This is a genomic window from Actinomadura sp. 21ATH, assembly GCF_041951345.1.
GTDB lineage: Bacteria > Actinomycetota > Actinomycetes > Streptosporangiales > Streptosporangiaceae > Spirillospora.
Window position 1 is genome coordinate 80,582 of sequence record NZ_JBGNUR010000011.1, and the last position, 23,104, is coordinate 103,685.

Here is a 23,104-nt window from a genome sequence, read left to right on the forward strand (position 1 = left end):
ACCGAGAAGACGATGCTCCAGAAGAAGATCCAGGACGCGATCGACCGGATGGTCGAGCAGGGCACCGAGACCGGGGTCCAGGTGTCGGTCTACCGGCACGGCGCGCCGGTCGTGGAGGCCGTCGCGGGCGTCGCCGACCCCGCGACCGGGCGCCCGGTCACGCCCGGCACCCCGTTCTGGGCCGCGTCCACGGGCAAGGGCGTGACCGCGACGGTGGTCCACGTGCTGGCGGAACGGGGCGTGCTGGCGTACGACACGCCCATCGCCGAGCTGTGGCCGGAGTTCGCCGCGCACGGCAAGGGCGCGGCGACCGTGCGGCACGCGCTCACGCACACCCTGGGCCTGCCGGGCCTGCCGCCGCACGTGACGGTCGAGGACCTGTGCGACTGGGACGGCATGTGCGCCCTGATCGCGGACCTGGAGCCCTGGTGGGAGCCGGGGACGAGGACCGCCTACCACTCCCACACGTACGGCCACGTCCTCGGCGAGGTCGTCCGGCGCGCCACCGGCAGGCCGATCTCGCGGGTGCTGCGCGAGGAGGTGGCCGGGCCGCTCGGCGTGGCGGACGAGCTGTACTTCGGCGTCCCCGCGGCCGAGCAGGGCCGGCTGGCGCGGCTGGAGAGCACGCCCGAGGTCGAGGAGGCGGTGGCGGGGATGCGCGCGATGTTCGGCGCGGTGATGCCGCCGGAGCTGGTCCCGCATGCCGGCTACGGGAACCGCGCCGACGTCCTGGCCGCCGACATCCCCGCGGGCGGCGTGATGACCGCCCGCGCGGTGGCGCGGATGTACGCCGCGCTGCTGGACGAGGTGGACGGCGTGCGGCTGATCTCCCCGGACCGCCTCCGCGAGATCTCCGGGCCGGCGTACACCGGCACCGATGAGATCATGGGCAACCCGGCGACCTGGGCGCTCGGCTACTCGCTCGGCCCGCTCGCCCCGGCGCGCCCGCGCGCGTTCGGGATGCCAGGCATGGGCGGCAGCGCGGCGTACGCCGATCCGGAGTCCGGGACGGTCTTCGCGGTGACCAAGAACCGGTTCGATCCGACGGCGGCGAGCGCCGTCGACGCGGTCGCGGCGATCGTCGCGGGGGCCTGACGGCGGGGGCGTACGGGGCGCCGGAGGGCGACACGCCGGGAGGGGCGCGAGAGCCCCGATGTGACCAGGGTCTACGGGCGGGGGTCCCGTTCCAGGTTGCGCAGCCCTCCGGATCCTCGTACGGTTGACCACAACATCTAGTAGTTACATGGATGTCATTAACCACAAGTTGTGCTTGTGGGAGAAACGGATTTCGCCGAAGACGGTCGGGAAGAGGAGGGAACGTGCACTGCCCGTTCTGCCGAAGCCCCGACACCAAAGTGATCGACAGCCGTTCCACCGACGACGGCGCAGCCATTCGGCGCCGGCGTTCGTGCCAGGAATGCGGCAAGCGATTCACGACGCAGGAGAACGTGCTCCTGATGGTCGCCAAGCGAAGCGGCGTCACCGAGCCGTTCTCCCGGGAAAAGATCATCGCCGGGGTGCGCAGGGCCTGCCAGGGCCGCCCGGTCGACGAGGATGCGCTCGCCAAGCTGGGCCAGCGGGTGGAGGAGGCGATCCGGGCGACCGGATCGGCGGAGATTCCCTCGCACGAGATCGGCCTGGCCATTCTCGGGCCGCTCGGTGATCTCGACGAGGTCGCCTATCTGCGGTTCGCGTCGGTCTACCGGAGTTTCGAGTCGCTGGACGACTTCGCCCGGGAGATCGAGTCCTTGCGCAAGAGCGGTTCCTCGGGGGAGCCCGGCCGGCCCTGACGGGGCCGGTCGAAAGCACACAAAGCAGACGTGAAGTGCCCGCGGCCCGGGATGGACCGGCCGCCGGGCGGGGTTGTTCCTGAACAGGGCCCGGCGGGAGGGCCCGAGAGGGGGAAGGCATGACGGAGACGGTGAGCGGCTCGGCGGCCCGGCGCGGCAAGGGGGGCCGCAAAGGGTTGAAGATCGAGCGCATCTTCACCACGCCCGGCGTGCATCCGTACGACGAGCTGCGCTGGGAGCGTCGTGACGTCGTCATGACCAACTGGCGCGACGGTTCGGTGAACTTCGAGCAGCGCGGGGTCGAGTTCCCCGAATTCTGGTCGGTGAACGCCGTCAACATCGTGACGTCCAAGTACTTCCGCGGCGCGGTCGGCACCCCGCAGCGCGAATGGAGCCTCAAGCAGCTGGTCGACCGGGTCGTGAAGATGTACACCGACACCGGCCGCGAGAACGGCTACTTCGCCTCCGACGAGGACGCCGAGATCTTCGACCACGAGCTGAAGCACGCGCTGGTCCACCAGATGTTCAGCTTCAACTCGCCGGTCTGGTTCAACGTCGGCACCAAGTCGCCGCAGCAGGTCAGCGCCTGTTTCATCCTCTCCGTGGACGACACGATGGAGTCGATCCTGGAGTGGTACAAGGAAGAGGGCGTGATCTTCAAGGGCGGCTCGGGGGCCGGGCTCAACCTCTCCCGCATCCGTTCCAGCAAGGAACTGCTGTCCTCGGGCGGCACGGCCAGCGGCCCGGTGTCGTTCATGCGCGGCGCCGACGCCTCGGCCGGAACGATCAAGTCCGGCGGCGCCACCCGGCGGGCCGCCAAGATGGTCGTGCTGGACGTGGACCACCCCGACGTGGCCGAGTTCATCGAGACCAAGGCCCGCGAAGAGGACAAGATCCGCGCCCTCCGCGACGCCGGGTTCGACATGGACCTGGGCGGCAAGGACATCGGCAGCGTCCAGTACCAGAACGCCAACAACTCGGTCCGCGTCTCCGACGAGTTCATGCGCGCGGTCGAGTCCGGCGGCGAGTTCGGGCTGCGCGCCCGGATGACCGGCGAGGTCGTCGAGACCGTCAACGCCAAGGACCTGTTCCGGCTGATGGCCAAGGCCGCCTGGGAGTGCGCCGACCCGGGCATCCAGTACGACGGCACGATCAACGACTGGCACACGAACCCCGAATCGGGCCGGATCACCGCCAGCAACCCGTGCTCGGAGTACATGTCCCTGGACAACTCCTCCTGCAACCTGGCCAGCATCAACCTGCTGAAGTTCCTGGCCGCGGACGGCACGTTCGACGTGCAGCGGTTCGTGAAGCTGACCGAGCTGATCATCACCGCGATGGACATCTCGATCACCTTCGCCGACTTCCCGACCGAGAAGATCGCGCAGACCACCCGCGACTACCGGCAGCTGGGCATCGGCTACGCCAACCTCGGCGCGCTGCTGATGGCGACCGGGCACGCCTACGACTCCGAGGGCGGCCGCTCCCTCGCCGCCGCCGTCACCTCGCTGATGACGGGCGTCGCGTACCGCCGCTCCGCCGAGCTGGCCGGCGTCGTCGGCCCGTACGAGGGGTACGCCCGCAACGCCGACGCGCACAAGCGCGTCATGCGCAAGCACGCCGCCGCCAACGACGGCATCCGCACGCTCGACGAGATGGACCGGGCGATCCACGCGGCCGCGGCCAAGCAGTGGGCCGAGTGCCTCAAGACCGGCGAGAAGCACGGCTACCGCAACGCGCAGGCGTCGCTGCTGGCCCCCACCGGCACCATCGGCCTGATGATGGACTGCGACACCACCGGCATCGAGCCCGACCTGGCCCTGGTCAAGTTCAAGAAGCTGGTCGGCGGCGGCTCCATGCAGATCGTCAACCACACGGTGCCGCGCGCCCTGGCGAAGCTCGGCTACCAGCAGGAGCGCATCGAGGCGATCGTCGAGTACATCTCCGAGCACGGCCACGTCGTGGACGCGCCGGGCCTGCGCCCCGAGCACTACGAGGTGTTCGACTGCGCGATGGGCGAGCGGGCGATCAGCCCGATGGGCCACGTCCGGATGATGGCGGCGACGCAGCCGTTCCTGTCCGGCGCCATCTCCAAGACCGTCAACATGCCCGAGCAGGCCACCATCGAGGACATCGAGAAGGTCTACTTCGAGGGCTGGCGGCTCGGCCTCAAGGCCCTGGCGATCTACCGCGACAACTGCAAGGTCGGCCAGCCGCTGTCGGCGTCGAAGAGGGCCGAGGAGCCCAAGGCCGCGGAGGCGCCCGCCGACGCGACGCCCCGGCCCGTCCGCAAGCGCCTGCCCAAGCAGCGCCCGGCGACGGTCACCCGCTTCTCGGTCGCCGGCGCCGAGGGCTACATGACGGCCTCCTCGTACCCGGACGACGGCGTCGGCGAGGTCTTCCTCAAGCTCGGCAAGCAGGGCTCCACGCTGGCCGGCGTGATGGACGCCTTCTCCATGGCGATCTCCATCAGCCTCCAGTACGGCGTCCCGCTGGAGACCTGGGTCGAGAAGTTCACCAACATGCGCTTCGAGCCCGCCGGCATGACCGACGACCCGGACATCCGGATGGCCACCTCGGTGATGGACTACATCTTCCGCCGGCTGGCGCTGGACCACCTGTCGTACGAGTCGCGCGCCGAGCTGGGCATCCTCAGCGCCGCGGAGCGCGCCCTCCAGGCCGACGGCAAGGACCCGGCGAGCCTGCACGAGGACGAGCTGGACCAGGAGAGCCTGGCCCAGAGCGCCGAGATCAAGCGGCCCAGGGCGGAGGCCGGGACGGCGGCTCCGGCGGCCGCCCCGGCGCCCGAGGCGCACTCCTCGATGGAGGTCATCGAGAGCCGCCAGGGCCGTACCGCGGACGCGCCGCTCTGCCTGACCTGCGGCACGAAGATGCGCCCGGCGGGCAGCTGCTACGTCTGCGAGGGCTGCGGCTCCACCAGCGGCTGCAGCTGACGCCCGGTAAGACCGGTAAAAGGGGAAGGGGCCCGGACGAGCGTCCGGGCCCCTTCGCGTTCGGTGCGGTCAGCCTCGCTGCTCCGCGACCGGGCGGGCGGCGGGGGCCGGGGTGGTGCCCGCGCGCCACAGGAGGACGGCGCAGAGCGCGGCGGCCAGGACGGGCAGCGTCGTGAGCAGGACGATGTCGCGGCCGGGAAGGGCCAGGCCGAGCAGCACGCCGCCGATGCCGGGGCCGACGATGGACCCGGCGCGGCCGAGCGCGGCCGCCCAGCCGACCCCGGTGGTACGGGTCGCGGCCGGATACAGCGCCACGGCCATGGTGAGCTGGCCGATCTGGCTGCCGATCAGCCCGGCGCCGGCGCCGCCGATCACGATCAGCAGGAGCCCGTCGCCGAGCTCGACCCGGGCGACCACCAGCGCGCAGGCCGCGCCCAGCAGCGACATCGAGCACAGCGCCGCCGCGATCCTGATCCGGGCGGCCAGCCAGATCAGCACGATCCCGCCGATGATGCCGCCGAAGCTGAAGTAGGCCAGCCCCATCGGCGCCTCGGACTCGTCGAAGCCGAAGTCGGTCAGCAGCGCGGGCACCCAGGACTGGAGCGTGTAGGCGGACACGAACACCAGGAACGAGAACGCCCAGATCAGCAGGGTGCTGGTGCGCAGGCCGGGACGGAACAGCTCGCCGACGCGCTCGGCCTGGCGGGCCTCACCGCCGGTGCCGGCGGCGGTGGCCGGCAGCCGCCACGCCATCACGGCCGCGAGGACCAGCGGGGCCCCGCCGGCGAACCAGAAGACCCCGGCGGGCCCCAGCGTCTCGAGCATCCGGCCGCCGAAGACGCCGCCGAGGGTGGCGCCGCTCGCCAGCCCCAGGGTCACGGTGACCGAGACCCGCTCGCGGCGGCGGGCCGGGCTGTGCTCGGTCGCCAGCGCCACCGCCGCGGGCAGCACGGCGCCGAGCCCGAGCCCGGTCAGCACGCGGGTGACGCCGAGGACGGCGATCGACTCCATCGCCAGCGTCGCCGCCGTCAGCAGCGTGCCGGCGGCGAAGAACACCACGCCTCCCACCAGCAGCCTTCGCCGGCCCAGCCGCGCGCCCAGCGGCCCGGACGCCAGGTAGCCCACCACGACGCCGAGGTTGGTCAGCACCAGCGGCATGGTGAACGCGGCGCGCTCGACGTCCCACTCCCTGGCCAGCGTGGGCACCGAGAAGGCCAGCGCGGCCGCGTCGAACCCGTCGAGCAGCACCGCCAGGAAGGCCAGCACGACGACGGACCACAGGACGCGGCGCGGCTCCTCCCGGGCGCTCACGAGCGGCCTCCGAAGACGACGTCCCGCGCGGCCGCGAACAGCGGCGAGTCCGGGTCGGCGAACGCGGCCCCGGTGCCGACGTGGTCGGTCCCGGTCAGTACGACGGTCGCCGGCCGGTGCCCGGCCTTCTCCAGGGCCTCCACCAGCAGCCGTCCCTCCCGTACGAAGAAGCCGCCGTCGTGCGCCTTGTTGTTCGGCTCGGGATCGCCGTAGGACACCACGATCCCCGGCGGCGCGTGCGTGATCCGCGTGTTCGGGCTGAGCCGTTCGGCGTCGGGGGTGCCGGGCTCGGCCGTGCGGAGGTCGACCGGCGGGCTCATGCACACGGCGCCGACCGTGCCGTCGAGCCGCCCGGCCCAGTCCGTCATGGTGACCATGGCGGTGAGGTGCGCGCCCGCCGAGTGGCCGGCCACGGTGACGCGGTCGGGGTCGCCGCCGAACCGGGACGCGACCTGCCGCGCCCAGCGCACGGCGAGGGCCGCGTCGTCGACGGCGTCGGCGATCGTGTGCTCGGGAACGAGCCGGTAGCCGCAGGAGACGAACACCGCTCCCGCCTCGACCCAGGGGGCGGCGAAATGGTCGTAGAACGCCGGATGGCCCTCCCGCCACCGCCCGCCGTGGAAGTAGACGATCACCGGGCGGCCGGCCGCGCCCTCCGGGTGGTAGACGTCGGCGAGCTGCGCCGGGTCGGGGCCGTACTTGAGGTCGAGCGCGTGCGGGAAGGCGTCCCGCACCTTCGCCCGCTTCTCCAGCGCGGCCTCGTAGAAGCCCTTCCAGTCCGCGTGGTAGTCACCGGGGTTCCGGTACGTGAAGTACGCCGTGGGATCGGCCGGTCGGATCGGGGTCAACGCCGCTCCTTCGGAGGTGAGGGGGCCGTGCAGCGGACGGATCGACGGTGGCGGGGGCCGTCGTGTTCACGCTGTGTCCGCGCTCACATCCTGGCGCCTCTACGTATGATTGGGTAATTGCATATTCGGGTTCCGCTATAGCCGTGCGGGCATAGCGGGCCGGACGAACATTCGGGGACCGGCCGCGGAAAGCGTTTGAGGTTCCAGCGGCTGGAAGGTGCAGAGTCGTCTCCATGAGCTCGACGAGCGCAGGGTTCACCATCGGGCAGCTGGCCCGCCGCACGGGCCTGCCGACGCGGACGATCCGGTTCTGGTCCGACACCGGGCTGGTGCCGCCGGCCGGCCGGTCCGCGGGCGGCTACCGCCTGTACGACGCCGCGGCGGTGGCCCGGCTCGACCTCGTCCGGACCCTGCGCGAGCTGGGTCTCGGACTGGACCAGGTACGGGCCGTGCTGGCGCGCGCCGACACGGTCGCCGAGGTGGCGGCCGCGCAGGTGACCGCGCTGGACGCGGAGATCCGCACGCTCCGGCTGCGCCGCGCCGTGCTGAGCACGGTCGCCAAGCGCGGGAGCACGATCGAGGAGACGCTACTGATGCACCGACTGGCAAGGCTGTCCGCCCGGGAGCGGCAGCAGATCATCGACGACTTCGTGGCGGAGGTCGTCGACGGCATCGGCCCGGACGGTCCCGCGATGGGGATCGCCGAGAACATGCGGCGGCTGCCGGAGCTGCCCGACGACCCCGCCCCCGAGCAGGTGGACGCCTGGATCGAGCTGGGCGAGCTCGTCGCCGACGAGGACTTCCGGCGGCGCGTCCGGGAGATGGCGGTCGCCGGGAACGCCGGCGCCGGCGAGCCCGCGGCCGGGCCCGACCCGCAGGCCGTCATGGAGCACGCCGGGCGGGCGCTGGAGGAGGGGATCGCCCCCGATTCGGCGGCGGGCCGGGCCGTCCTTGACCGGATCGTCCCGCCGGACACCCCGGCGGCCGAACGGGCCCGGCTCCGGGAGACGCTGGAGACGTTCACCGACGCCCGGGTGGAGCGGTACTGGCACCTGATGGCGATGATCCAGGGCACCCCGCCGCCGCCCGCGGGCGTCCCGGCGTTCGAGTGGCTGATCGCGGCCCTGCGCGCGAGCGGCGGATGACCGTCCCGCGCGAGTACCGTGGGGCGCGTGAGCGATCTCCAGACCAGGCCGGCGCCGGTGGTGTGCGGCGGGCGTGACGACGTGGCCGGCGGGCCGGTGCGCGAGCTGCTGAAGCCGCGCGCCGTCCCGCTCGGCGAGAGCACCGTGGTGCGCAGGCTGCTGCCCACCCTGGGGCGGCGGATGGTGGGCGCGTGGTGCTTCGTCGACCACTACGGGCCCGACGACATCGAGGGCGAGCCCGGCATGCAGGTGCCGCCGCACCCGCACATCGGGCTGCAGACGGTGAGCTGGCTGCACGCGGGCGAGGTGCTGCACCGCGACAGCGTCGGGAGCGTGCGGACCGTGCGGCCGAAGGAGCTCGGCCTGATGACGGCCGGGCGGGCGATCGCGCATTCTGAGCAGTCCCCGCGCGAGCACGGGCGGCTGCTGCACGGCGCGCAGCTGTGGGTGGCGCTGCCCGGCGAGCACCGGAACGTCGCGCCGGCGTTCGAGCACCACCCCGGGCTGCCCGCCGTGACCGGCCCGGGGTTCCGGGCCACGGTGATCATGGGCGAGCTGGACGGGGCGGCCTCGCCGGGCACCGCGTACACCCCGATCATGGGCGCCGACCTGGAGCTGGCGGACGGCGCGGACGTGCGGCTCCCGGTGGAGCCCGACTTCGAGTACGCCGCGCTGACCATGTCCGGGATCACCGAGGTGGACGGCGTCCGGCTGGAGCCCGGCTCGATGCTCTACCTCGGCTGCGGGCGGCGCGAGCTGCCGCTGCGGGCGGACGCCGGCGGCGCCGGGCTGGTCCTGCTGGGCGGCGAGCCGTTCGAGGAGAAGCTCGTGATGTGGTGGAACTTCGTCGGCCGGACCGGCGAGGAGATCGCCCAGGCGCGCGCCGACTGGATGGCGGGGGAGCGGTTCGGCCGGGTCGAGGGGTACGACGGCGCCCCGCTGGCCGCGCCCGACCTGCCCGCGGTGCCGCTCAAAGCACGAGGTCGTACCCGCTAGGGACCGGCTGGGGACCCCGGAGCCGGGAGGAATCGGCCGGACGCGTCCGTGGTTGACATGGACGTGATGCACGGGGAGTACAAGGTGCCGGGCGGCAAGCTGGTGGTCGCCGACCTGGAGGTCGTGGACGGGCTGCTGCGGTCGCCGCGGATCAGCGGGGACTTCTTCCTGGAGCCGGACGAGGCGCTGGAGGCGATCGACGCGGCCCTGGACGGGCTGCCCGCGACGCTGGACGCGGCCGAGATCGCGGCGAAGGTCGAGCGCGGGCTGCCGCCGGGCACGGTGCTGCTGGGACTGACCGCCGAGGCGGTCGGGATCGCGGTGCGGCGCGCCGTCGCGCACGCGTCCGACTGGCACGACCACGAGTGGCGGCTGATCCACGACGGGCCGCAGGAGCCGGCCCTGCACATGGCGCTGGACCAGGTGCTCGCCGAGGAGGTGGGCGCCGGCCGGCGCCCCCCGACGCTGCGGATCTGGGAGTGGGCCTCGCCCTCGGTGATCATCGGCAGCTTCCAGTCGCTGCGCAACGAGGTGGACCCGGCGGGCGCGGACCGGCACGGCGTCACCGTGGTGCGCCGGATCAGCGGCGGCGGCGCGATGTTCGTGGAGCCGGGCAACACGATCACGTACTCGCTGTACGTGCCGGAGTCGCTCGTCGCGGGCATGTCGTTCGCCGAGAGCTACGCGTTCCTGGACGACTGGGTGCTCGGCGCGCTGAACGAGCTGGGCGTCAGGGCCTGGTACCAGCCGCTGAACGACATCACCTCCGACCAGGGCAAGATCGGCGGCGCGGCGCAGAAGCGGCTGGCCGCCGGCGCGGTGCTGCACCACGTGACGATGTCGTACGACATCGACGCGGACAAGATGCTCGAGGTCCTGCGGATCGGCAAGGAGAAGCTGTCCGGCAAGGGCATCGCCAGCGCGAAGAAGCGGGTGGACCCGCTGCGCCGCCAGACCGGGCTGCCGCGCGAGGAGATCATCGACCGGATGGTGGCGCACTTCCGCGGCCGCTACGGGCTGGAGGACGGCGGTGTGAGCGACGACGAGCTGCGCCGCGCCGAGAAGCTCGCCGGGGAGAAGTTCGAGAACCCGGAGTGGACCGCGCGGGTCCCGTAGGGCCGGGGGCCGGTCAGGCGTCCTTGCCCGTACCGCTCGTGCCGCCTGTGCCGCCTGCGCCCTGGCCGCCCTCGCGGCGGATGGGCTGGGTGTCGCCCGTACGGCGGCGCCGGCCGGGGGACTTGCGGCGGCCCGCGACGAGCGTGTCGTCCGCGTCGCCCTCGACGATGCCGGTGGCCAGGCGCGGCTTCTTCGCGGGGCGGGCGGCCGATTCCGGCAGCGTCGGCGGGGGCTCGGGCGCCGCCGGTTTCGGGAGCGGCTTGGCCGCGCCCTGCGTCTCCGCCTCGCGGAGGGACGCGACGAAGCTCGCCTCGTCCTCGCCGTCCTCGTCGCCGGACGGGCGGCGCGGCCGGCCGGCGAGCAGCCACCGGTCCAGGGTGAGCCGCCCGCCCGCGCCCGCCGCGAACAGCAGGCTCGTCAGCCCGAGGACCAGCACCAGCTCGTAGCCGTTGCGCGCCGTCCCGCCGTCGACCAGGAACAGGCCCTCGCCCGCGTGGACGAACACGAACGCGCCCGCCATGTCGACGAACAGCAGCACGCCGACGACCGGCAGCCCCAGCCCGGCGATCAGCGCGGCGCCGCCCAGCAGCTCGACGAACGCGGCGTACACGGCGGCGCCCGTCGGCAGCGGCACGCCCAGCGCGTCGAACGAGCGGCCCGTCGCGGTGATCCCGGCCTCGATCTTCTGCCAGCCGTGCGCCATGAAGACGACGCCCGCGCCGAGGCGCGCGAGGAGGGCGGCGACGTCGTACATCGGCCGAGAACGCATGCCGTCGGCTCCTTCAGCGCGGGGGCGGGCCCGGGGTTTCGACCGTGAGTATGACGCCCGGCGCACGGATCGCGCGAGCCCCGCTGGTGGACGCGGGTGCCCGGCGCTTCGCCGGACCTGGCCGCGGGGCCGTGCGACTGGCATAGGTTGTGAACGTCGGACGAGGAGGAGGAGCGTTCATGTCCATGCAGAAGGGCGCCAACACGCCGGTCCCGGTGCCGTCGGTGAAGATCGAGCTGGGCTGGCAGAGCGGCCCCGGAGTGCCCGACGCCGACGCCTCCGCGCTGCTGCTCGCGGAGACCGGCCGGGTGCGTTCGGACGACGACTTCGTCTTCTACAACCAGCCCGCGCACGGATCGGGCGCGGTCCGGCACGAGGGCAAGCAGCAGGGCCCGACCGTGCGGGACGTGCTGGCGGTCGACCTCGCCCGGGTCGAGCCGGGCATCGAGCGCATCGTCATCGCCGCGTCCTCGGAGGGCGGCACGTTCGGCCGGTTCCAGGGGCTGTACGTGCGGGTGGTGGACGCGGCCGCCGGCACGGAGGTGGCGCGGTTCGAGAACCCGGGCGCCACGTCGGAGACGGCGTTCGTGCTGGGCGAGCTGTACCGGCGCCAGGGCGCGTGGAAGTTCCGCGCGGTCGGCCAGGGGTACGACTCGGGCCTGGCCGGGCTGGCCACCGACTTCGGCATCTCCGTGGACGAGCCCGCCCCGGCGCCGCAGGCCCCGCCCGCGCCGCAGGCCCCGCCGGCCCCCCAGGCCCCGCCGGCTCCGCAGGCGCCGCCCGCGCCGCCGGCCCCGGCCGCGCCCGCGCCGCAGTACGCGCCGCCGCCCCCACCGCCCGCGAACGAGTACATGCCGCCCGGCCAGTCGTACACGCCGCCGCCTCCCGGGCCGGGCCAGCAGTACACGCCCCCGCCGCCGCCTCCGCCGCCCGCGCCGGGCCAGCAGTACACCCCGCCGCCCCCGCCCGGCGCGCCGGCCGCGCCACCGCCCCCGCCGCAGGGCGTCCCGCAACCGGGCGCCGCGGGCAAGATCTCGCTCACCAAGAGCGCGCCGTCGGTGTCGCTCACCAAGCACGGCGCCACCAGCGGCCACATGCGGGTCAACCTCAACTGGACCGCCAAGGAGGGCGCCGCCAAGGGCCTGCTCGGCAAGCTGCGCCGCGGCGTCGACCTGGACCTCGACCTGTGCTGCCTGTGGGAGCTGCGGGACGGCCGCAAGGGCATCATCCACGCCCTCGGCGACTTCGGCGCCCTGGAGCGCCCGCCGTACATCCAGCTCGACCGCGACGACCGGTCCGGAGCGGTCGCGACCGGCGAGAACCTCACCATCAACCTCGACCACACCGCCGACTTCAAGCGGATCCTGGTGTTCGCCGAGATCTACGACGGCGCCGAGGACTTCCGCGGCCTGGACGCGACCGCGACGCTGTACCCGATCGGCGCGCCGCCGATCGAGATGCACATCAGCGACTGCGTCGACGCCTCGCGGGACGCGGTGCTGGCGCTCATCGAGAACGTCGGCGGCGAGCTGGTCGTGCGGCGCGAGGGCCGGTTCGTGCTGCCGCCGCCCGGGCGGCCGCGCTGGGGCAAGATGTCGGTCGACCAGGCGTACAACTGGAACCTGGAGTGGGTGGCCGCGCGAGGCAAGGACTGACGTACCGGCCGTTCTGGCCGCCGCGCGGCGCCGCGCGGCGTCACGACTTGACGGAGTCGGCCAGCTTCTTGTCCCGGGCGGCCCGGACGAGGGCGGCGGCGAACCTGCCGAGCTCCTTGCCCGGCACCTCGGCGGCCAGCTTCTCCGGATCGGTGGGCAGCCCGAGCCGGTCGGCGCCCTTGCGCGCCTGGTCGTCGAAGTAGGGCCGCAGCCACGGCCAGACGGCCTGCGCCTCGCGGCAGAAGATGTCGACGCCGGTCGGGCCGATCCCCTTGAACTCCCGGAGGAGGTCGCCCGCCCGGCCGACGTCGCGCTCGGCGGTGACGGGCAGCCGGCGCAGGTCGCCGCCGTACTTGTCCTGGACGAGCTCGGCCATCTCGCCGAGCCGCGTCGCGGTGCTCTCGTCGTACCGCACGTAGTGGCCGCGGCCGAGCGCGCCGACGCGGTCCTGCCAGCTCAGCCGGCCCATGCCGCGCGGGGTGCCGCCGCCCGCCTCGAACAGCTCGCGCGCGGCGGCCAGCGCGATCCCGGCGGTGATCCGCGCGCTCATCAGGTTGGCGAGCACCAGCAGCTTCCACAGCGCGGCCGGCTGGTCCTTCAGCGGGATGCCCGCCTCTTCGGCGTAGGTCCGGCCGGCTTCGCGCATCAGTCTCTTGACGACGGCGTCCATGGAAAGCACCTCCCGTATGGAGGCGGCCTACCCAGGAAGGCCGGGGTGACTCCGGCGGCCGCGCACCGGCCGGAACGCGGCTAGAGGAGGCTGAGCTGGCCCGCGCCCGCGAGCGGGTCGCGGTGCTTCTTCAGGTGCCGCCAGCGGGGCAGGCCGTCCAGGTACGACCACGACATCCGGTGGTGCGGCGTCGGCCCGTGCTCCTCCAGCGCGGCCTGGTGGACGGGCGACGGGTACCCGGCCGAGTCCGCGAACCCGTACGCCGGGAACTCGCCGTCCAGCTCCGCCATGAGCCGGTCGCGGTGCACCTTGGCCAGCACGGACGCCGCGGCGACCGTCACCGACCGCTGGTCGGCCTTGACCTCGCACCGGACCTTCCACGGGGCGCGCAGGAAGTCGTGCCCGCCGTCCAGGATCACCACGTCGGGGCGTTCGGGCAGCGCGTCCAGCGCCCGCACGGCCGCCAGCCGCAGCGCCTCGGTCATGCCCAGCTCGTCGATCTCCGCCGGCGACGCGGCGCCGATGGCGTGCCCGGCCAGCCAGCCCGGCAGCACGGCGGCGAACCCTTCCCGGTGCGCCGCGGTGAGCAGCTTGGAGTCGGTCAGCCGCACGGTCCGCTTCCCCCGGCCGGGCAGCTCGGGAGGCGCGCTCAGATCGGTGACGGCCGCGCACACCACGACCGGGCCCGCCCACGCACCGCGGCCGACCTCGTCCACCCCCGCGATCCGCGGCGCCGTGCCCGCTTTCGCGCGCAGGTCGTCCTCGATCTCGTAGCCGGCGGCCCGCGGCGGCGGTGCGGGCGCGGCGGCCGGCGCCGCCGCCTCCAGTCCGGGCAGCGCGCCGTCCGGCTCGCCGGTCTCGGGGGCGTGGCGGGGATCGTTCACGGAGGCTCCATCGGCGGGGTGGCGGACCCGTCGATCGTACGGCCGCCGCGGGCGGACACGCCCGGACACGCCCGGCCCGAGCAACGAACCCGGTCCGGGGAGTCCCGTTATGGCGGGCACTGCGCTTTACTCGCCTTGTATGGCTGTGTTCCGGAGAGCCCGCTCTCGCGCCGCGGCGGCCAGCGCGGCGCGGGATCTGTTCGAGCGCCTGCGCGTGCGCTACTTCCAGATCCAGAGCGGGCAGCGGTTCCTCGGCGGGCTGTTACTGGCCGCGCTGGCGGTGGTGGCGGCGGTGCTGCTGGAAGGCCCGGTCGCCGGCACGGCCGTGGCCGCGCTCGCCGCGCTCGCGGTCGCCCACCTGTTCCTGCGCTCCCCGGCGGGCATGGCCGTCGGCTCGGTCATCGTCGGCTGGGCGCTGCTGGCGATCCCGCTCGGCCGCCTGTACCCGGACCAGGGCCTCCCCCTCTACCTGAACCCGGCGCTGCTGCTGGCGCTCCTCGCCCTGCCGGTGGCGCTCGTGGCGCTGCGGCTGCGCGGGTACGCGCCGTGGCGCACCGCGCTGCTCTCCCTCGGCGCGGCGGGCCTGGTCACCGCGGCCGTCGTGCACCTGCTGCCGCAGCTGCACGTGTCGCCGGGGTGGGCCGCGGCGCTCGCCGTCCTCGCGTACCGGTGGGACCAGGCGCGGCGGGCCGTACCGGCCGAGGCGTACGACACCGGCTGGGTCCAGGAGCAGTCCGGCACCACGGACGCCACGGACCCCGCGGAGCACAAGAGTGCGAAGGGGGACGCCGCGACCGGCCCCCGCAAACGGTCCGACCGCGGGCGCCGCCCCCCGGCGGACGAGCCCGGCGCCGGCGAGGACGCGCCGCACGCGGGCGTGCCCGCGGCCACGCAGGCCGCGTACGAGCAGCGCGCCGCCGAGGCCAGGGAGACCGCTGGGCCGCCGCCCGCCGCGCCCGGACGCGCGACCGGCACGGCCGCCGCTGCCGCCGCGGAGCCGCCGGAGATCTCGGTGGCCGAGGCGCTCGCCGAGCTGGAGGACATGATCGGGCTGGAGCCGGTGAAGCGGCAGGTCCGGTCGATCGCCGCATCGATCGAGGCCGCGCACCTGCGCGCCGCCGCCGGCGTGCCGACCGAGAAGCCGATGCGGCACTTCGTGTTCGTCGGCCCGTCCGGCACCGGCAAGACGACCGTCGCCCGGGTGCTCGCCAAGATCTTCTACGCGTTCGGGCTGCTGCCCACCCCCGCGGTGGTGGAGGCGCAGCGCGCCGACCTGGTCGGCGAGTACCTCGGCGCCACCGCGCTCAAGACCACCGCGCTGGTCGACTCCGCGCTCGGCGGCGTGCTGTTCGTGGACGAGGCGTACGGGCTGGTCAACGCCGCCGAGGGGCAGCCCGACCGGTTCGGCAACGAGGCCGTCCAGACGCTGCTCAAACGCGCCGAGGACGACCGCGACAACCTGGTGATCATCCTGGCCGGGTACGAGCCGCAGATGGCCGAGTTCCTGGCCTCCAACCCCGGGCTGGCCTCGCGGTTCGGCACCCGCGTGCACTTTCCCTCGTACACCCCGGCGGAATTGCTGGAGATCGCCGAGTACCACACCGGGCTGCGCGGCGACCGGCTCGACGACGAGGCCCGGCGGCGGCTCGCCGCCCGCTTCGCCGAGACCGAGCGCCGCGGCATCGTGGACGAGCTGGGCAACGGCCGGTTCGTGCGGACGCTCACCGAGGGCGCCGCGCGCGCCCGCGACGTCCGCGTCGTCGGCCGCTCCGAGGAGCACCGGCCCACCGCCGACGACCTGGTCACGCTGCGCGCCGAGGACGTCGAGTCGGCGTACGCCGAGGTCACCGAGCGGTACCGCGGCTACGCCGAGACGCCCACCCTGGACGAGGCGCTCGGCTCGCTGGAGGCGATGATCGGGCTGGAGCCGGTGAAGCGGCAGGTCCGGGAGATCGCCGCGCAGCTCCAGGTCGCCCGGATGCGCCAGGACCAGGGCCTGGTCACCCGCCCGCCGACCCGGCACTTCGTGTTCACCGGCCCGCCCGGCACCGGCAAGACCACGGTCGCCCGGGTCCTCGGCCGCATCTTCGCCGCGCTCGGCCTCCTCTCCCGCCCCTCGGTCGTCGAGTGCCAGCGCGCCGACCTCGTCGGCGAGCACCTGGGCGCGACCGCGCTCAAGACCAACCGGATCGTCGACTCGGCGCTCGGCGGCGTGCTGTTCGTCGACGAGGCGTACGCGCTGTCCAACCCCGGCTACAGCGGCGGCGACGCGTTCGGCGCCGAGGCCGTGCAGACCCTCCTCAAGCGCGCCGAGGACGACCGCGACCGGCTCGTGGTGGTGCTGGCCGGCTACGAGGGCGACATGGACCGCTTCCTGTCGTCCAATCCCGGGCTCGCCTCCCGGTTCGACGTCCGGGTCGGGTTCCCCTCGTACGGCCCCGACGAGCTGCTCCAGATCGCCCAGCTGATCGCCGAGGAGAGCGGCGACCGCTGGGACGAGGGCGCCCTGGACGACCTGGCGCTGCTCTTCCAGCGGGTGTGCGGCGTCGGCCGGATCGACGAGTTCGGGAACGGCCGCTTCGCCCGTTCCATCTACGAGAAGGCGTGCGCGTCCCGGGCCCTGCGCGCGGCACGGCTCGGCGCCGCCGCGACGGCCGCCGACCTGACCGTCCTCACCGCCGACGACGTCCACGCTGCTTCTATTGCCACGCCCTTGGCGTCAGGCCCTTGACGGCCTTCCTTCGGCGGGAGAGGAGCCTTTGCGGATCAGGGTGATCGGGTGTCGGTGGGGTGTGGTGGGATCGAGCGGTGGAATCGGTTACCTGGCCGCAGGTGCTCGCTTGGCGGATGCGGCGGCAGTTCTTGGACGTGCCCGCGGAGGCGCCGGCCCTTGACGTCGTGCGGCGGCTGGCGGGGGTGCAGGCGCAGGTGGCGTCGGCGGCGGAGCTGGCGGTGGCCGTGCGCGGCGGGCGCGGTGTCCGGCGGGCGCTGCGGGAGGACGGCACGCTCGTCAAGACGTGGGCCATGCGCGGCACGCTCCACCTCCTGCCGAGCGACGAGGCGCCCGCCTATCTCGCGCTGTGCGCCACGACCCGCCACTGGGAGCGGCCCGGCTGGATCCGGACGTTCGGCGCCACGCCCGCCGATCTGGAGGCGATCGCCGCCGCGGCGGCCGCGGCCCTGTCCGGCGGCGCGGCGCTGACCAGGAAGGAGCTGACCGCCGCGATCCTCGCGGAGACCGGCTCCGGCCATCTGGCCGAGGTGCTGGGCTCCGGGTGGGGGACGCTGCTCAAGCCGCTCGCCTGGTGGGGCGTGCTCTGCTACGGGCCGCCCCAGGGGACGAACGTCACGTTCACCGCGCCGCCCTGGGCCGGGACGCCCGAGCCCGAGGACGCCGCCCGCACGGTCATCCCCGCCTACCTCGGCGCCCACGGGCCGGCGACGCCCGAGGCGTTCGACAACTGGCTGACGCGCAAGGCCAGCCGGAAGAAGGACGTGAAGAGCTGGTTCGCCGCCGTCGAGGACCGGCTGGCGGCCGTCGAGGTCGACGGCGTCCCGATGCATGTGCCGCGCGAGCACCTGGACGAGCTGCTGGAGACGCCGCCCGACCGGTCCGTGCGGCTGCTGGGCGGCTTCGACCAGTACGTCCTGGGCGCCGGCACGGGATCGGCGTACCTCGTCCCGCCCGAGCGCCGCTCCGAGGTCAGCAGGACCGCGGGCTGGATCTCGCCGGTGGTGCTGTACGAGGGCCGCGTCGCCGGGGTCTGGGAGCAGGCGAAGGACGGGACCGTCCAGGTCACGCCGTTCGAGGACGTCCCCGGCGGGCTCCTGGAGGAGGCGATCGAGGCTCTGCGCGAGGCCATGGCCTAGGGTGCGGGCGTGAGCGACGAAGCGACCGGATCCTCCCCCGAGTACCGGCAGACCCCCTACCAGCCGCCCGCCGGCGCGGCCGAGGTGCTGCTCGTCCGCCACGGCGCCTCCGAGCCCGCGCGGCCCGGCGCGCCGTTCCCGCTCGTCGACGGGCAGGGCGACCCCGACCTCGCGCCCGAGGGGCGGGAGCAGGCCGAGCTGCTCGCGGAGCGGCTCGGCCGGGAGCGGATCGACGCGATCTACGTGACCACGCTGCGCCGTACGGTCCGCACGGCCGAGCCGCTGGCCCGCCGGCTGGGGCTGGAGCTCCAGGTCGAACCGGGTATGCGCGAGGTGCACTTGGGCGAGTGGGAGGGCGGCCTGTTCCGCCGCAAGGTCGCCGAGGGGGACCCCGTCGCGCAGCGCATGTGGGCCGAGGAGCGCTGGGACGTCATCCCCGGCGCCGAGTCCCGCGAGGCGCTGGAGGCCCGGGTCCGCGACGCGATCGACCGGCTGGCCAAGGCGCACCAGGGCGGCCGGATCGCGGTGTTCTCGCACGGCGGCGCCATCGGCCAGGCCCTCGCGATCGCGACCGGCTCCCGCCCGTTCGCGTTCCTGACCCCCGACAACTGCTCGATCTCGCGCCTGGTCGTCCTGGACGGCCGGTGGTCGCTGCGCGGATACAACGACATCGCCCACCTGCCGCACAGCGCCCCGCAGCCGCTCACCTGACCCCCGCTCGGCCCGCGAGGGCGAAGCGGATCCGCTGGCCGGGCCGGAGCTGCGCGGCCAGCGGGAGGTCCGCGGCCGCCACCACCGCGACGACGGGGTAGCCGCCGGTCGTGGGGTGGTCGGTCAGGAACAGGATCGGCAGGCCGTTCGGCGGGATCTGGAGCGCGCCGGTGACCATGCCCTCGCTGGCCAGCTCGCCGTCCCTGGCGCGCGACAGCGCGGCGCCGTCCAGGCGGACGCCGACGCGGTTGCTCGCGGGGGTCACCTCGTACGGGCGGCCGGTGAGCGTCGCGAGGGCGTCCGGGGTGAACCAGTCGTCCCGGGGTCCCGGGCGGACGCGCAGGACCGGCGTCTCGGGCAGCGCCGGCACCGGCGCGACGTCCACCCCGATATCGGCGAGGCCGGCCGGGGCGGCGACCGGCAGCCGGTCGCCGGCCGCGAGCGGGGCGGGGCCCAGGCCGGACAGCAGGTCCGTGGAACGGCTCCCCAGCGTCGCCGGGACGTCCAGCCCGCCCCGTACCGCCAGGTAGCTCCGCAGCCCCCGCGGGGGCACGCCGAGCTCCACCAGAGCGCCCGCCGGCACGTGGCAGGGGGCGTTCATGCCGCACGGCCGCCCGCCGACGCTCAGCGGCACGGGCGCGCCCGCCGCGGCGATCCAGGCCGCGTCGTGGAAGCGCAGGGCGCCGCCGCCGAGCGTGAACTCCACGGCGGCCATGCCCTCGGCGTTGCCGACCAGCCGGTTGGCCAGCCGGAGGGACCGCGCGTCGGCGGCCCCCGAGCAGGGCACGCCCAGGTGGGCGTGCCCGGGACGGCCGAGGTCCTGCACCGTCGCGAGCGGACCCGGGCGGACGACCTCGATCAACGCGCCTCCCCGGCGACGAAACGGACCTCTGTTCCCGGCTGGAGCAGCGACGGCGGATCGCGGGTGACGTCCCAGAGCGTCAGCTCGGTGCGGCCCAGCAGCCGCCAGCCGCCCGGCGACTGGGACGGGTAGACGGCGCCGTACGGTCCCGCGATCGCCACCGAACCCGTCGGGACGGCGGTGCGCGGCGAGTCCATCCGCGGCACGTGCAGCGCCGGGTCCAGCCCGGTCAGGTACGCGAAGCCGGGGGAGAAGCCCAGGTAGGCCACCGTGAACGTGGACGCCGCGTGCCGGGCGACGACCTCCTCGCGCGACATCCCGGCCAGCTCCGCGACCGCGTCGAGGTCGGCGCCGTCGTACACGGTCGGGATCTCCACCGGCGGCGTCAGCGCCGCCGCCCGCTCGGGCAGCGGCAGCTCCGGCAGCCGCGCCGCCAGCCGGTCCAGGTCGGCGGCCGCCGGGTCGGCGACCACCAGCACCGTGCCCTCGCCCGGCACGACGTCGACGATGCCGGGGAGCCCGGCGTCCCGGATCGCCGCGTTCAGCCGGTGGGACGCCGCCAGGTCGCCGGTCTCCACCAGCAGCGCCGCGTCCCCCGCCCTGCGGACCGTCATGCCGCTCACGCGAACGCTTCCACGGTCACGCCCGCCTCCGTGACGGCCGCGCGGACGGCGCGCGCCAGCTCGACCGCGCCCGGCGTGTCCCCGTGGACGCAGATCGACCGCGCGCCGAGCCGGATCTCGCTGCCGTCGACCGCGGTGACGGTGCCGTCCACGGCCATCCGCACGGCCCGCTCGACGACCGCGTCCGGATCGTGGACGACCGCGCCCGGCTCCCGGCGCGAGACCAGCCGGCCCTCGGGCGTGTACGCGCGGTCGGCGAAGCACTCGGCGACGACCGTGAGCCCCTCGGCCGCTTCATACATCGCCGAGCCGGGCAGCGTCAGCAGCGGCAGCGACGCGTCGTACGCGCGCACGGCGGCCGCGACGGCCCCCGCCTGGACCGCGTCCCGCGCCACGCGGTTGTACAGGGCGCCGTGCGGCTTCACGTACGCCACCCGGCCCCCCTCGGTCCTGGCGATGCCGTCGAGCGCGGCGAGCTGGTAGAGGATCTCGGCGGTCAGCTCCGGCGCGGCCACGTCCATCTCGCGCCGCCCGAACCCGGCCAGGTCGCGGTACGACACCTGCGCCCCGATCGTGACCCCGCGCTCCACCGCCCCCGCGCAGACCCGCCGCATGATCAGCGGATCCCCGCCGTGGAACCCGCACGCCACGTTCGCACTGGTGATCACGTCCAGCAGGGCGTGATCGTCGCCGAGCGTCCAGATGCCGAAGCCCTCGCCCAGATCCGCGTTGATATCGATGACCGCCATGGCTCAGATGTATCACCGTCCGGCGACCGCTCCGTCACCGCGGTCAGACGGCCTCCTCGCGCAGGTCCTCGACCTCACCGCGCGGGGCCCACGCCTGGTAGACGCCGCGGTCGAACATCTCCAGGCCGAGCGCCTCGGCCACCGGCGCCTTGCCGCCCGTGTACTCGACCCGCAGCCAGCCGTCGTGCTCGCCCAGCACGACGAAGCTCTCGCCGCGCCAGGTGCACACCGTGCTGACGTACGACAGGCGGTCGATCTCGGCGGCGGGCACGACGCGCACGTGGCGGCCCGGCGCCACCTCGGCGAAGCCCTCGGCCGGGGCGTCCAGGTAGAGGCGCACCCGGGCGCCGTCCGGGCCGGCCTCGTACTCGGTGCCGCGCCAGCGCGCGTAGTAGCCGTGCCTGGCCTTCATGCCCGCTCCTCGTGCCGGGCCGGCGGGGCGTCCGGGATCCGCGCGCCGGGACTCGGCAGCCACTGCCGGCGGTCCGCGTCGTACCCGGCCACCAGCTCCTCCCTGCCGGAGCGCCGGATGCGGTACATCTCCGCGCCGTGCGGCAGCCGCTGGCTGACGATCTTGAACTCGGGGATCGGCGGGCCCTCGCCCGGCGCGTACCCCGACCCGGGGAACGGCGCCTTCTCGATCACCCAGCCGCCGGGGATGATGCTCATGCTCCACTCGTCGATCCCGCCCAGCGGCTTGCGGAACAGCACCGGCTTGATCGCGGGCCAGCGGATCACGTGGATCGCCTCGTCCCCCGGCTGGAACGGCGTCCCCTCGTACACCAGGCCCAGCCCGCGGACGAGGGCGGCCGGGGTGTCGAGGTCGCGCACGTCGCGCAGCCGGTGCACGTAGCCGCCGACGAGGTCGTACCCGCCCTTGAGGTAGTGCGCGACCTGCTCCGGCGGGACGACCTTCTGCATGACGGTGAGCCGGTGCCCGGGCGGGCGGTCCGGGCGGGGCGCGGGCCGCGGCCGTTCCGCCGCCTGCGGCTCCGGCTCCGGCTCCGGTGTCGGTTCCGGTTCCGGCGGCACCGGCGGCGGGGGCGGTGCCGGGGGAGACGGTGGCGCCGCCTTGGGGACGACCGGGATGTCCTTGGAGGTGCTCGCAGGGAGGCCGTTGCCGGGCGCGTGCCCGTTCTGCCGGGCCACCTCGGGGCGCGGCTCGGGGGCGGGCTCCGGGTCGGGCGGGGGCTCCTCCCCGGCGGGGCCGAAGAGCGCGGCGGCGTCGAGGTACGCGGCGCTGGGCAGGCCCGGGTTGATCGCGAGCTGCCACTCCGGGTTGGGCCAGTTCCGCCCCAGCTCCGCGAGGTACGCCTGGCGGTGGTGGACGGCCTGGCCGCGCAGCGAACGGTCCATCGCCGCGGGCGAGGTGAACGCCAGCACGAACGTCTCGTCCCCGAACACGGCGGTCGCGTACTGGTGGCCCGGGGCGTCGCCGAAGGTCGTGTCGGCGGGGGACGGCAGGTAGAGCACGGCCCGCGTCAGCATCGCCATGTAGCCCTCCTGGTCGCCCCGCTCGCGGGCGGCGGCCAGCGCCGTCTCCAGGCGCGCGGCGAGCGCCCGCGTGGGCGTGTCGCCCGGCCGCGGCCCGGCGGCCGCCGCGCCGGCGGCGCCCGCCGGGTCCCCTATGGCCCCTGTTTCCGCTGCGTCTCCCATGGCCCCGAGGTCCTCTTCCTCGACGGCGCGGGGGAGTCCGAGGCCGGGCAGGTCCATCGGGGCGGCCAGCTCCTCGTCGGTGCTGCCCGCCTGGTAGACGAGGTCGAGCGGGCCGCGGACGCCGTACACGTCACGGAACGCGGCGACCATCCGGCCGGCCAGGGCCGCGCAGCGCTCGGCCGCGTCGGCGGCCGGGCGGCCGGACCGGTCGACCATCGAGGTCAGGTACCACCAGTTCCGCCGGTCCGCGTCGTCGGGCCGCTCCCAGCCGTTGATCGTCAGCCGCCGCTCCTGCCGCGGGGAGAGCGGCCGCGGCAGGAAGGCGCTGCTCACGGCCTCGGCGTCGATCTCCTCTTCCGTCCGCATCGCCTGGACGTAGGGCAGCCCGCTGGGATCCTGCACGATCAGGTACGCCTGGACCGGGAGGCGCATCAGCTCGATCGTCAGCCGCTTGGCGAAGTCGTTCCAGTCCAATCGGGCCCAACCTTCGAGTGT

Annotated in this window: 20 protein-coding genes; 10 read left to right on the forward strand and 10 right to left on the reverse strand. The window is 74.5% G+C overall.

Annotation, left to right across the window (positions count from 1 at the left end; all coding sequences use genetic code 11):
- Nucleotides 1-12 precede the first annotated feature (12 nt).
- The 3 genes from ACA361_RS27825 to ACA361_RS27835 all read left to right on the forward strand — a co-directional run bounded on the left by ACA361_RS27825 (nucleotide 13) and on the right by ACA361_RS27835 (nucleotide 4,744).
- On the forward strand, nucleotides 13-1,095 hold the full coding sequence (locus ACA361_RS27825; RefSeq protein ID WP_375016623.1) for a serine hydrolase domain-containing protein: 1,083 nt from the start codon (nucleotides 13-15) through the stop codon (nucleotides 1,093-1,095).
- A gap of 224 nt (nucleotides 1,096-1,319) precedes the next feature.
- Entirely contained in the window at nucleotides 1,320-1,790 is a 471-nt protein-coding gene (gene nrdR, locus ACA361_RS27830; RefSeq protein ID WP_375016625.1) for a transcriptional regulator NrdR, read from the forward strand.
- A 119-nt stretch (nucleotides 1,791-1,909) separates the two neighbouring features.
- Nucleotides 1,910-4,744, forward strand: a complete 2,835-nt coding sequence (locus ACA361_RS27835) for a vitamin B12-dependent ribonucleotide reductase (RefSeq protein WP_375016627.1) — start codon at nucleotides 1,910-1,912, stop codon at nucleotides 4,742-4,744.
- Between the two features lie 69 nt (nucleotides 4,745-4,813).
- Here ACA361_RS27835 and ACA361_RS27840 read toward each other — a convergent pair whose 3' ends face one another.
- Nucleotides 4,814-6,055, reverse strand: a complete 1,242-nt coding sequence (locus ACA361_RS27840; protein ID WP_375016629.1) for an MFS transporter — start codon at nucleotides 6,053-6,055, stop codon at nucleotides 4,814-4,816.
- Nucleotides 6,052-6,903 (reverse strand): alpha/beta hydrolase, encoded by an 852-nt coding sequence (locus ACA361_RS27845; protein ID WP_375016631.1) that lies wholly within the window; start codon nucleotides 6,901-6,903, stop codon nucleotides 6,052-6,054. Before ACA361_RS27845 ends, ACA361_RS27840 begins: the two co-directional genes overlap by 4 nt.
- A gap of 233 nt (nucleotides 6,904-7,136) precedes the next feature.
- On the opposite strand from ACA361_RS27845, the gene ACA361_RS27850 reads away from it, so the two are divergent.
- The 3 genes from ACA361_RS27850 to ACA361_RS27860 are packed head-to-tail and all read left to right on the forward strand — an operon-like array spanning nucleotide 7,137 to nucleotide 10,160.
- On the forward strand, nucleotides 7,137-8,048 hold the full coding sequence (locus tag ACA361_RS27850) for a MerR family transcriptional regulator (RefSeq protein ID WP_375016633.1): 912 nt from the start codon (nucleotides 7,137-7,139) through the stop codon (nucleotides 8,046-8,048).
- A 27-nt stretch (nucleotides 8,049-8,075) separates the two neighbouring features.
- Complete coding sequence (locus tag ACA361_RS27855) at nucleotides 8,076-9,044, forward strand: pirin family protein (RefSeq protein WP_375016635.1); 969 nt, start codon at nucleotides 8,076-8,078, stop codon at nucleotides 9,042-9,044.
- 57 nt (nucleotides 9,045-9,101) lie between these two features.
- Nucleotides 9,102-10,160, forward strand: a complete 1,059-nt coding sequence (locus tag ACA361_RS27860; RefSeq protein WP_375016637.1) for a biotin/lipoate A/B protein ligase family protein — start codon at nucleotides 9,102-9,104, stop codon at nucleotides 10,158-10,160.
- Nucleotides 10,161-10,173: 13 nt separating this feature from the next.
- Here the strand turns inward: ACA361_RS27860 and ACA361_RS27865 are convergent, their stop codons facing one another.
- Nucleotides 10,174-10,929 carry a DoxX family protein gene (locus tag ACA361_RS27865; protein ID WP_375016639.1) on the reverse strand — a complete coding sequence of 252 codons (756 nt, stop codon included), beginning with the start codon at nucleotides 10,927-10,929 and terminating at the stop codon, nucleotides 10,174-10,176.
- 179 nt (nucleotides 10,930-11,108) lie between these two features.
- Between ACA361_RS27865 and ACA361_RS27870 the strand changes: the two genes are divergently transcribed.
- On the forward strand, nucleotides 11,109-12,584 hold the full coding sequence (locus tag ACA361_RS27870; RefSeq protein WP_375016642.1) for a TerD family protein: 1,476 nt from the start codon (nucleotides 11,109-11,111) through the stop codon (nucleotides 12,582-12,584).
- A 40-nt stretch (nucleotides 12,585-12,624) separates the two neighbouring features.
- On the opposite strand, the gene ACA361_RS27875 is transcribed toward ACA361_RS27870, so the two are convergent.
- Together ACA361_RS27875 and ACA361_RS27880 are read right to left on the reverse strand one after the other, a co-directional pair.
- On the reverse strand, nucleotides 12,625-13,254 hold the full coding sequence (locus ACA361_RS27875; protein WP_375016644.1) for an endonuclease: 630 nt from the start codon (nucleotides 13,252-13,254) through the stop codon (nucleotides 12,625-12,627).
- An 80-nt stretch (nucleotides 13,255-13,334) separates the two neighbouring features.
- A complete protein-coding gene (locus ACA361_RS27880; protein ID WP_375016911.1) occupies nucleotides 13,335-14,081 on the reverse strand; it encodes a ribonuclease HII in 747 nt (248 codons plus the stop codon).
- A 196-nt stretch (nucleotides 14,082-14,277) separates the two neighbouring features.
- On the opposite strand from ACA361_RS27880, the gene ACA361_RS27885 reads away from it, so the two are divergent.
- The 3 genes from ACA361_RS27885 (at nucleotide 14,278) to ACA361_RS27895 (ending at nucleotide 18,719) form a co-directional block, all read left to right on the forward strand.
- Nucleotides 14,278-16,869, forward strand: a complete 2,592-nt coding sequence (locus ACA361_RS27885) for an AAA family ATPase (protein WP_375016646.1) — start codon at nucleotides 14,278-14,280, stop codon at nucleotides 16,867-16,869.
- A 77-nt stretch (nucleotides 16,870-16,946) separates the two neighbouring features.
- Nucleotides 16,947-18,008, forward strand: coding sequence for a winged helix DNA-binding domain-containing protein (locus ACA361_RS27890; RefSeq protein ID WP_375016648.1), 1,062 nt, complete (start codon nucleotides 16,947-16,949; stop codon nucleotides 18,006-18,008).
- A gap of 9 nt (nucleotides 18,009-18,017) precedes the next feature.
- Nucleotides 18,018-18,719, forward strand: coding sequence for a histidine phosphatase family protein (locus ACA361_RS27895; protein WP_375016650.1), 702 nt, complete (start codon nucleotides 18,018-18,020; stop codon nucleotides 18,717-18,719).
- On the opposite strand, the gene ACA361_RS27900 is transcribed toward ACA361_RS27895, so the two are convergent.
- From ACA361_RS27900 to ACA361_RS27920, 5 genes are read right to left on the reverse strand one after another with little or no spacing between them, the layout of a single operon-like run.
- Nucleotides 18,712-19,581: a biotin-dependent carboxyltransferase family protein gene (locus tag ACA361_RS27900; RefSeq protein ID WP_375016652.1), complete on the reverse strand. Its 870-nt coding sequence runs from the start codon at nucleotides 19,579-19,581 to the stop codon at nucleotides 18,712-18,714. The genes ACA361_RS27895 and ACA361_RS27900 overlap by 8 nt on opposite strands.
- Entirely contained in the window at nucleotides 19,578-20,195 is a 618-nt protein-coding gene (locus ACA361_RS27905) for an allophanate hydrolase subunit 1 (RefSeq protein WP_375016654.1), read from the reverse strand. The genes ACA361_RS27900 and ACA361_RS27905 overlap by 4 nt, the downstream gene beginning before the upstream one ends.
- A gap of 5 nt (nucleotides 20,196-20,200) precedes the next feature.
- Nucleotides 20,201-20,953, reverse strand: a complete 753-nt coding sequence (locus ACA361_RS27910) for a LamB/YcsF family protein (RefSeq protein WP_375016656.1) — start codon at nucleotides 20,951-20,953, stop codon at nucleotides 20,201-20,203.
- A 43-nt stretch (nucleotides 20,954-20,996) separates the two neighbouring features.
- Nucleotides 20,997-21,365, reverse strand: a complete 369-nt coding sequence (locus ACA361_RS27915) for a hypothetical protein (protein WP_375016658.1) — start codon at nucleotides 21,363-21,365, stop codon at nucleotides 20,997-20,999.
- A complete protein-coding gene (locus ACA361_RS27920) occupies nucleotides 21,362-23,083 on the reverse strand; it encodes an SseB family protein (protein ID WP_375016660.1) in 1,722 nt (573 codons plus the stop codon). The genes ACA361_RS27915 and ACA361_RS27920 overlap by 4 nt, the downstream gene beginning before the upstream one ends.
- Between the last annotated feature and the right edge of the window lie 21 nt (nucleotides 23,084-23,104).

Excerpts from the sequence above, each read along its gene's own strand:
- ACA361_RS27835 (WP_375016627.1), top strand. The coding sequence starts at position 1,910 with ATGACGGAGACGGTGAGCGGCTCGGCGGCCCGGCGCGGCAAGGGGGGC.
- ACA361_RS27870 (WP_375016642.1), top strand. The coding sequence starts at position 11,109 with ATGTCCATGCAGAAGGGCGCCAACACGCCGGTCCCGGTGCCGTCGGTG.
- ACA361_RS27865 (WP_375016639.1), bottom strand. The coding sequence starts at position 10,929 with ATGCGTTCTCGGCCGATGTACGACGTCGCCGCCCTCCTCGCGCGCCTC.
- ACA361_RS27875 (WP_375016644.1), bottom strand. The coding sequence starts at position 13,254 with ATGGACGCCGTCGTCAAGAGACTGATGCGCGAAGCCGGCCGGACCTAC.
- ACA361_RS27885 (WP_375016646.1), top strand. The coding sequence starts at position 14,278 with ATGGCTGTGTTCCGGAGAGCCCGCTCTCGCGCCGCGGCGGCCAGCGCG.
- ACA361_RS27860 (WP_375016637.1), top strand. The coding sequence starts at position 9,102 with ATGGACGTGATGCACGGGGAGTACAAGGTGCCGGGCGGCAAGCTGGTG.
- ACA361_RS27910 (WP_375016656.1), bottom strand. The coding sequence starts at position 20,953 with ATGGCGGTCATCGATATCAACGCGGATCTGGGCGAGGGCTTCGGCATC.
- ACA361_RS27850 (WP_375016633.1), top strand. The coding sequence starts at position 7,137 with ATGAGCTCGACGAGCGCAGGGTTCACCATCGGGCAGCTGGCCCGCCGC.
- ACA361_RS27915 (WP_375016658.1), bottom strand. The coding sequence starts at position 21,365 with ATGAAGGCCAGGCACGGCTACTACGCGCGCTGGCGCGGCACCGAGTAC.
- ACA361_RS27825 (WP_375016623.1), top strand. The coding sequence starts at position 13 with ATGCTCCAGAAGAAGATCCAGGACGCGATCGACCGGATGGTCGAGCAG.
- ACA361_RS27905 (WP_375016654.1), bottom strand. The coding sequence starts at position 20,195 with ATGACGGTCCGCAGGGCGGGGGACGCGGCGCTGCTGGTGGAGACCGGC.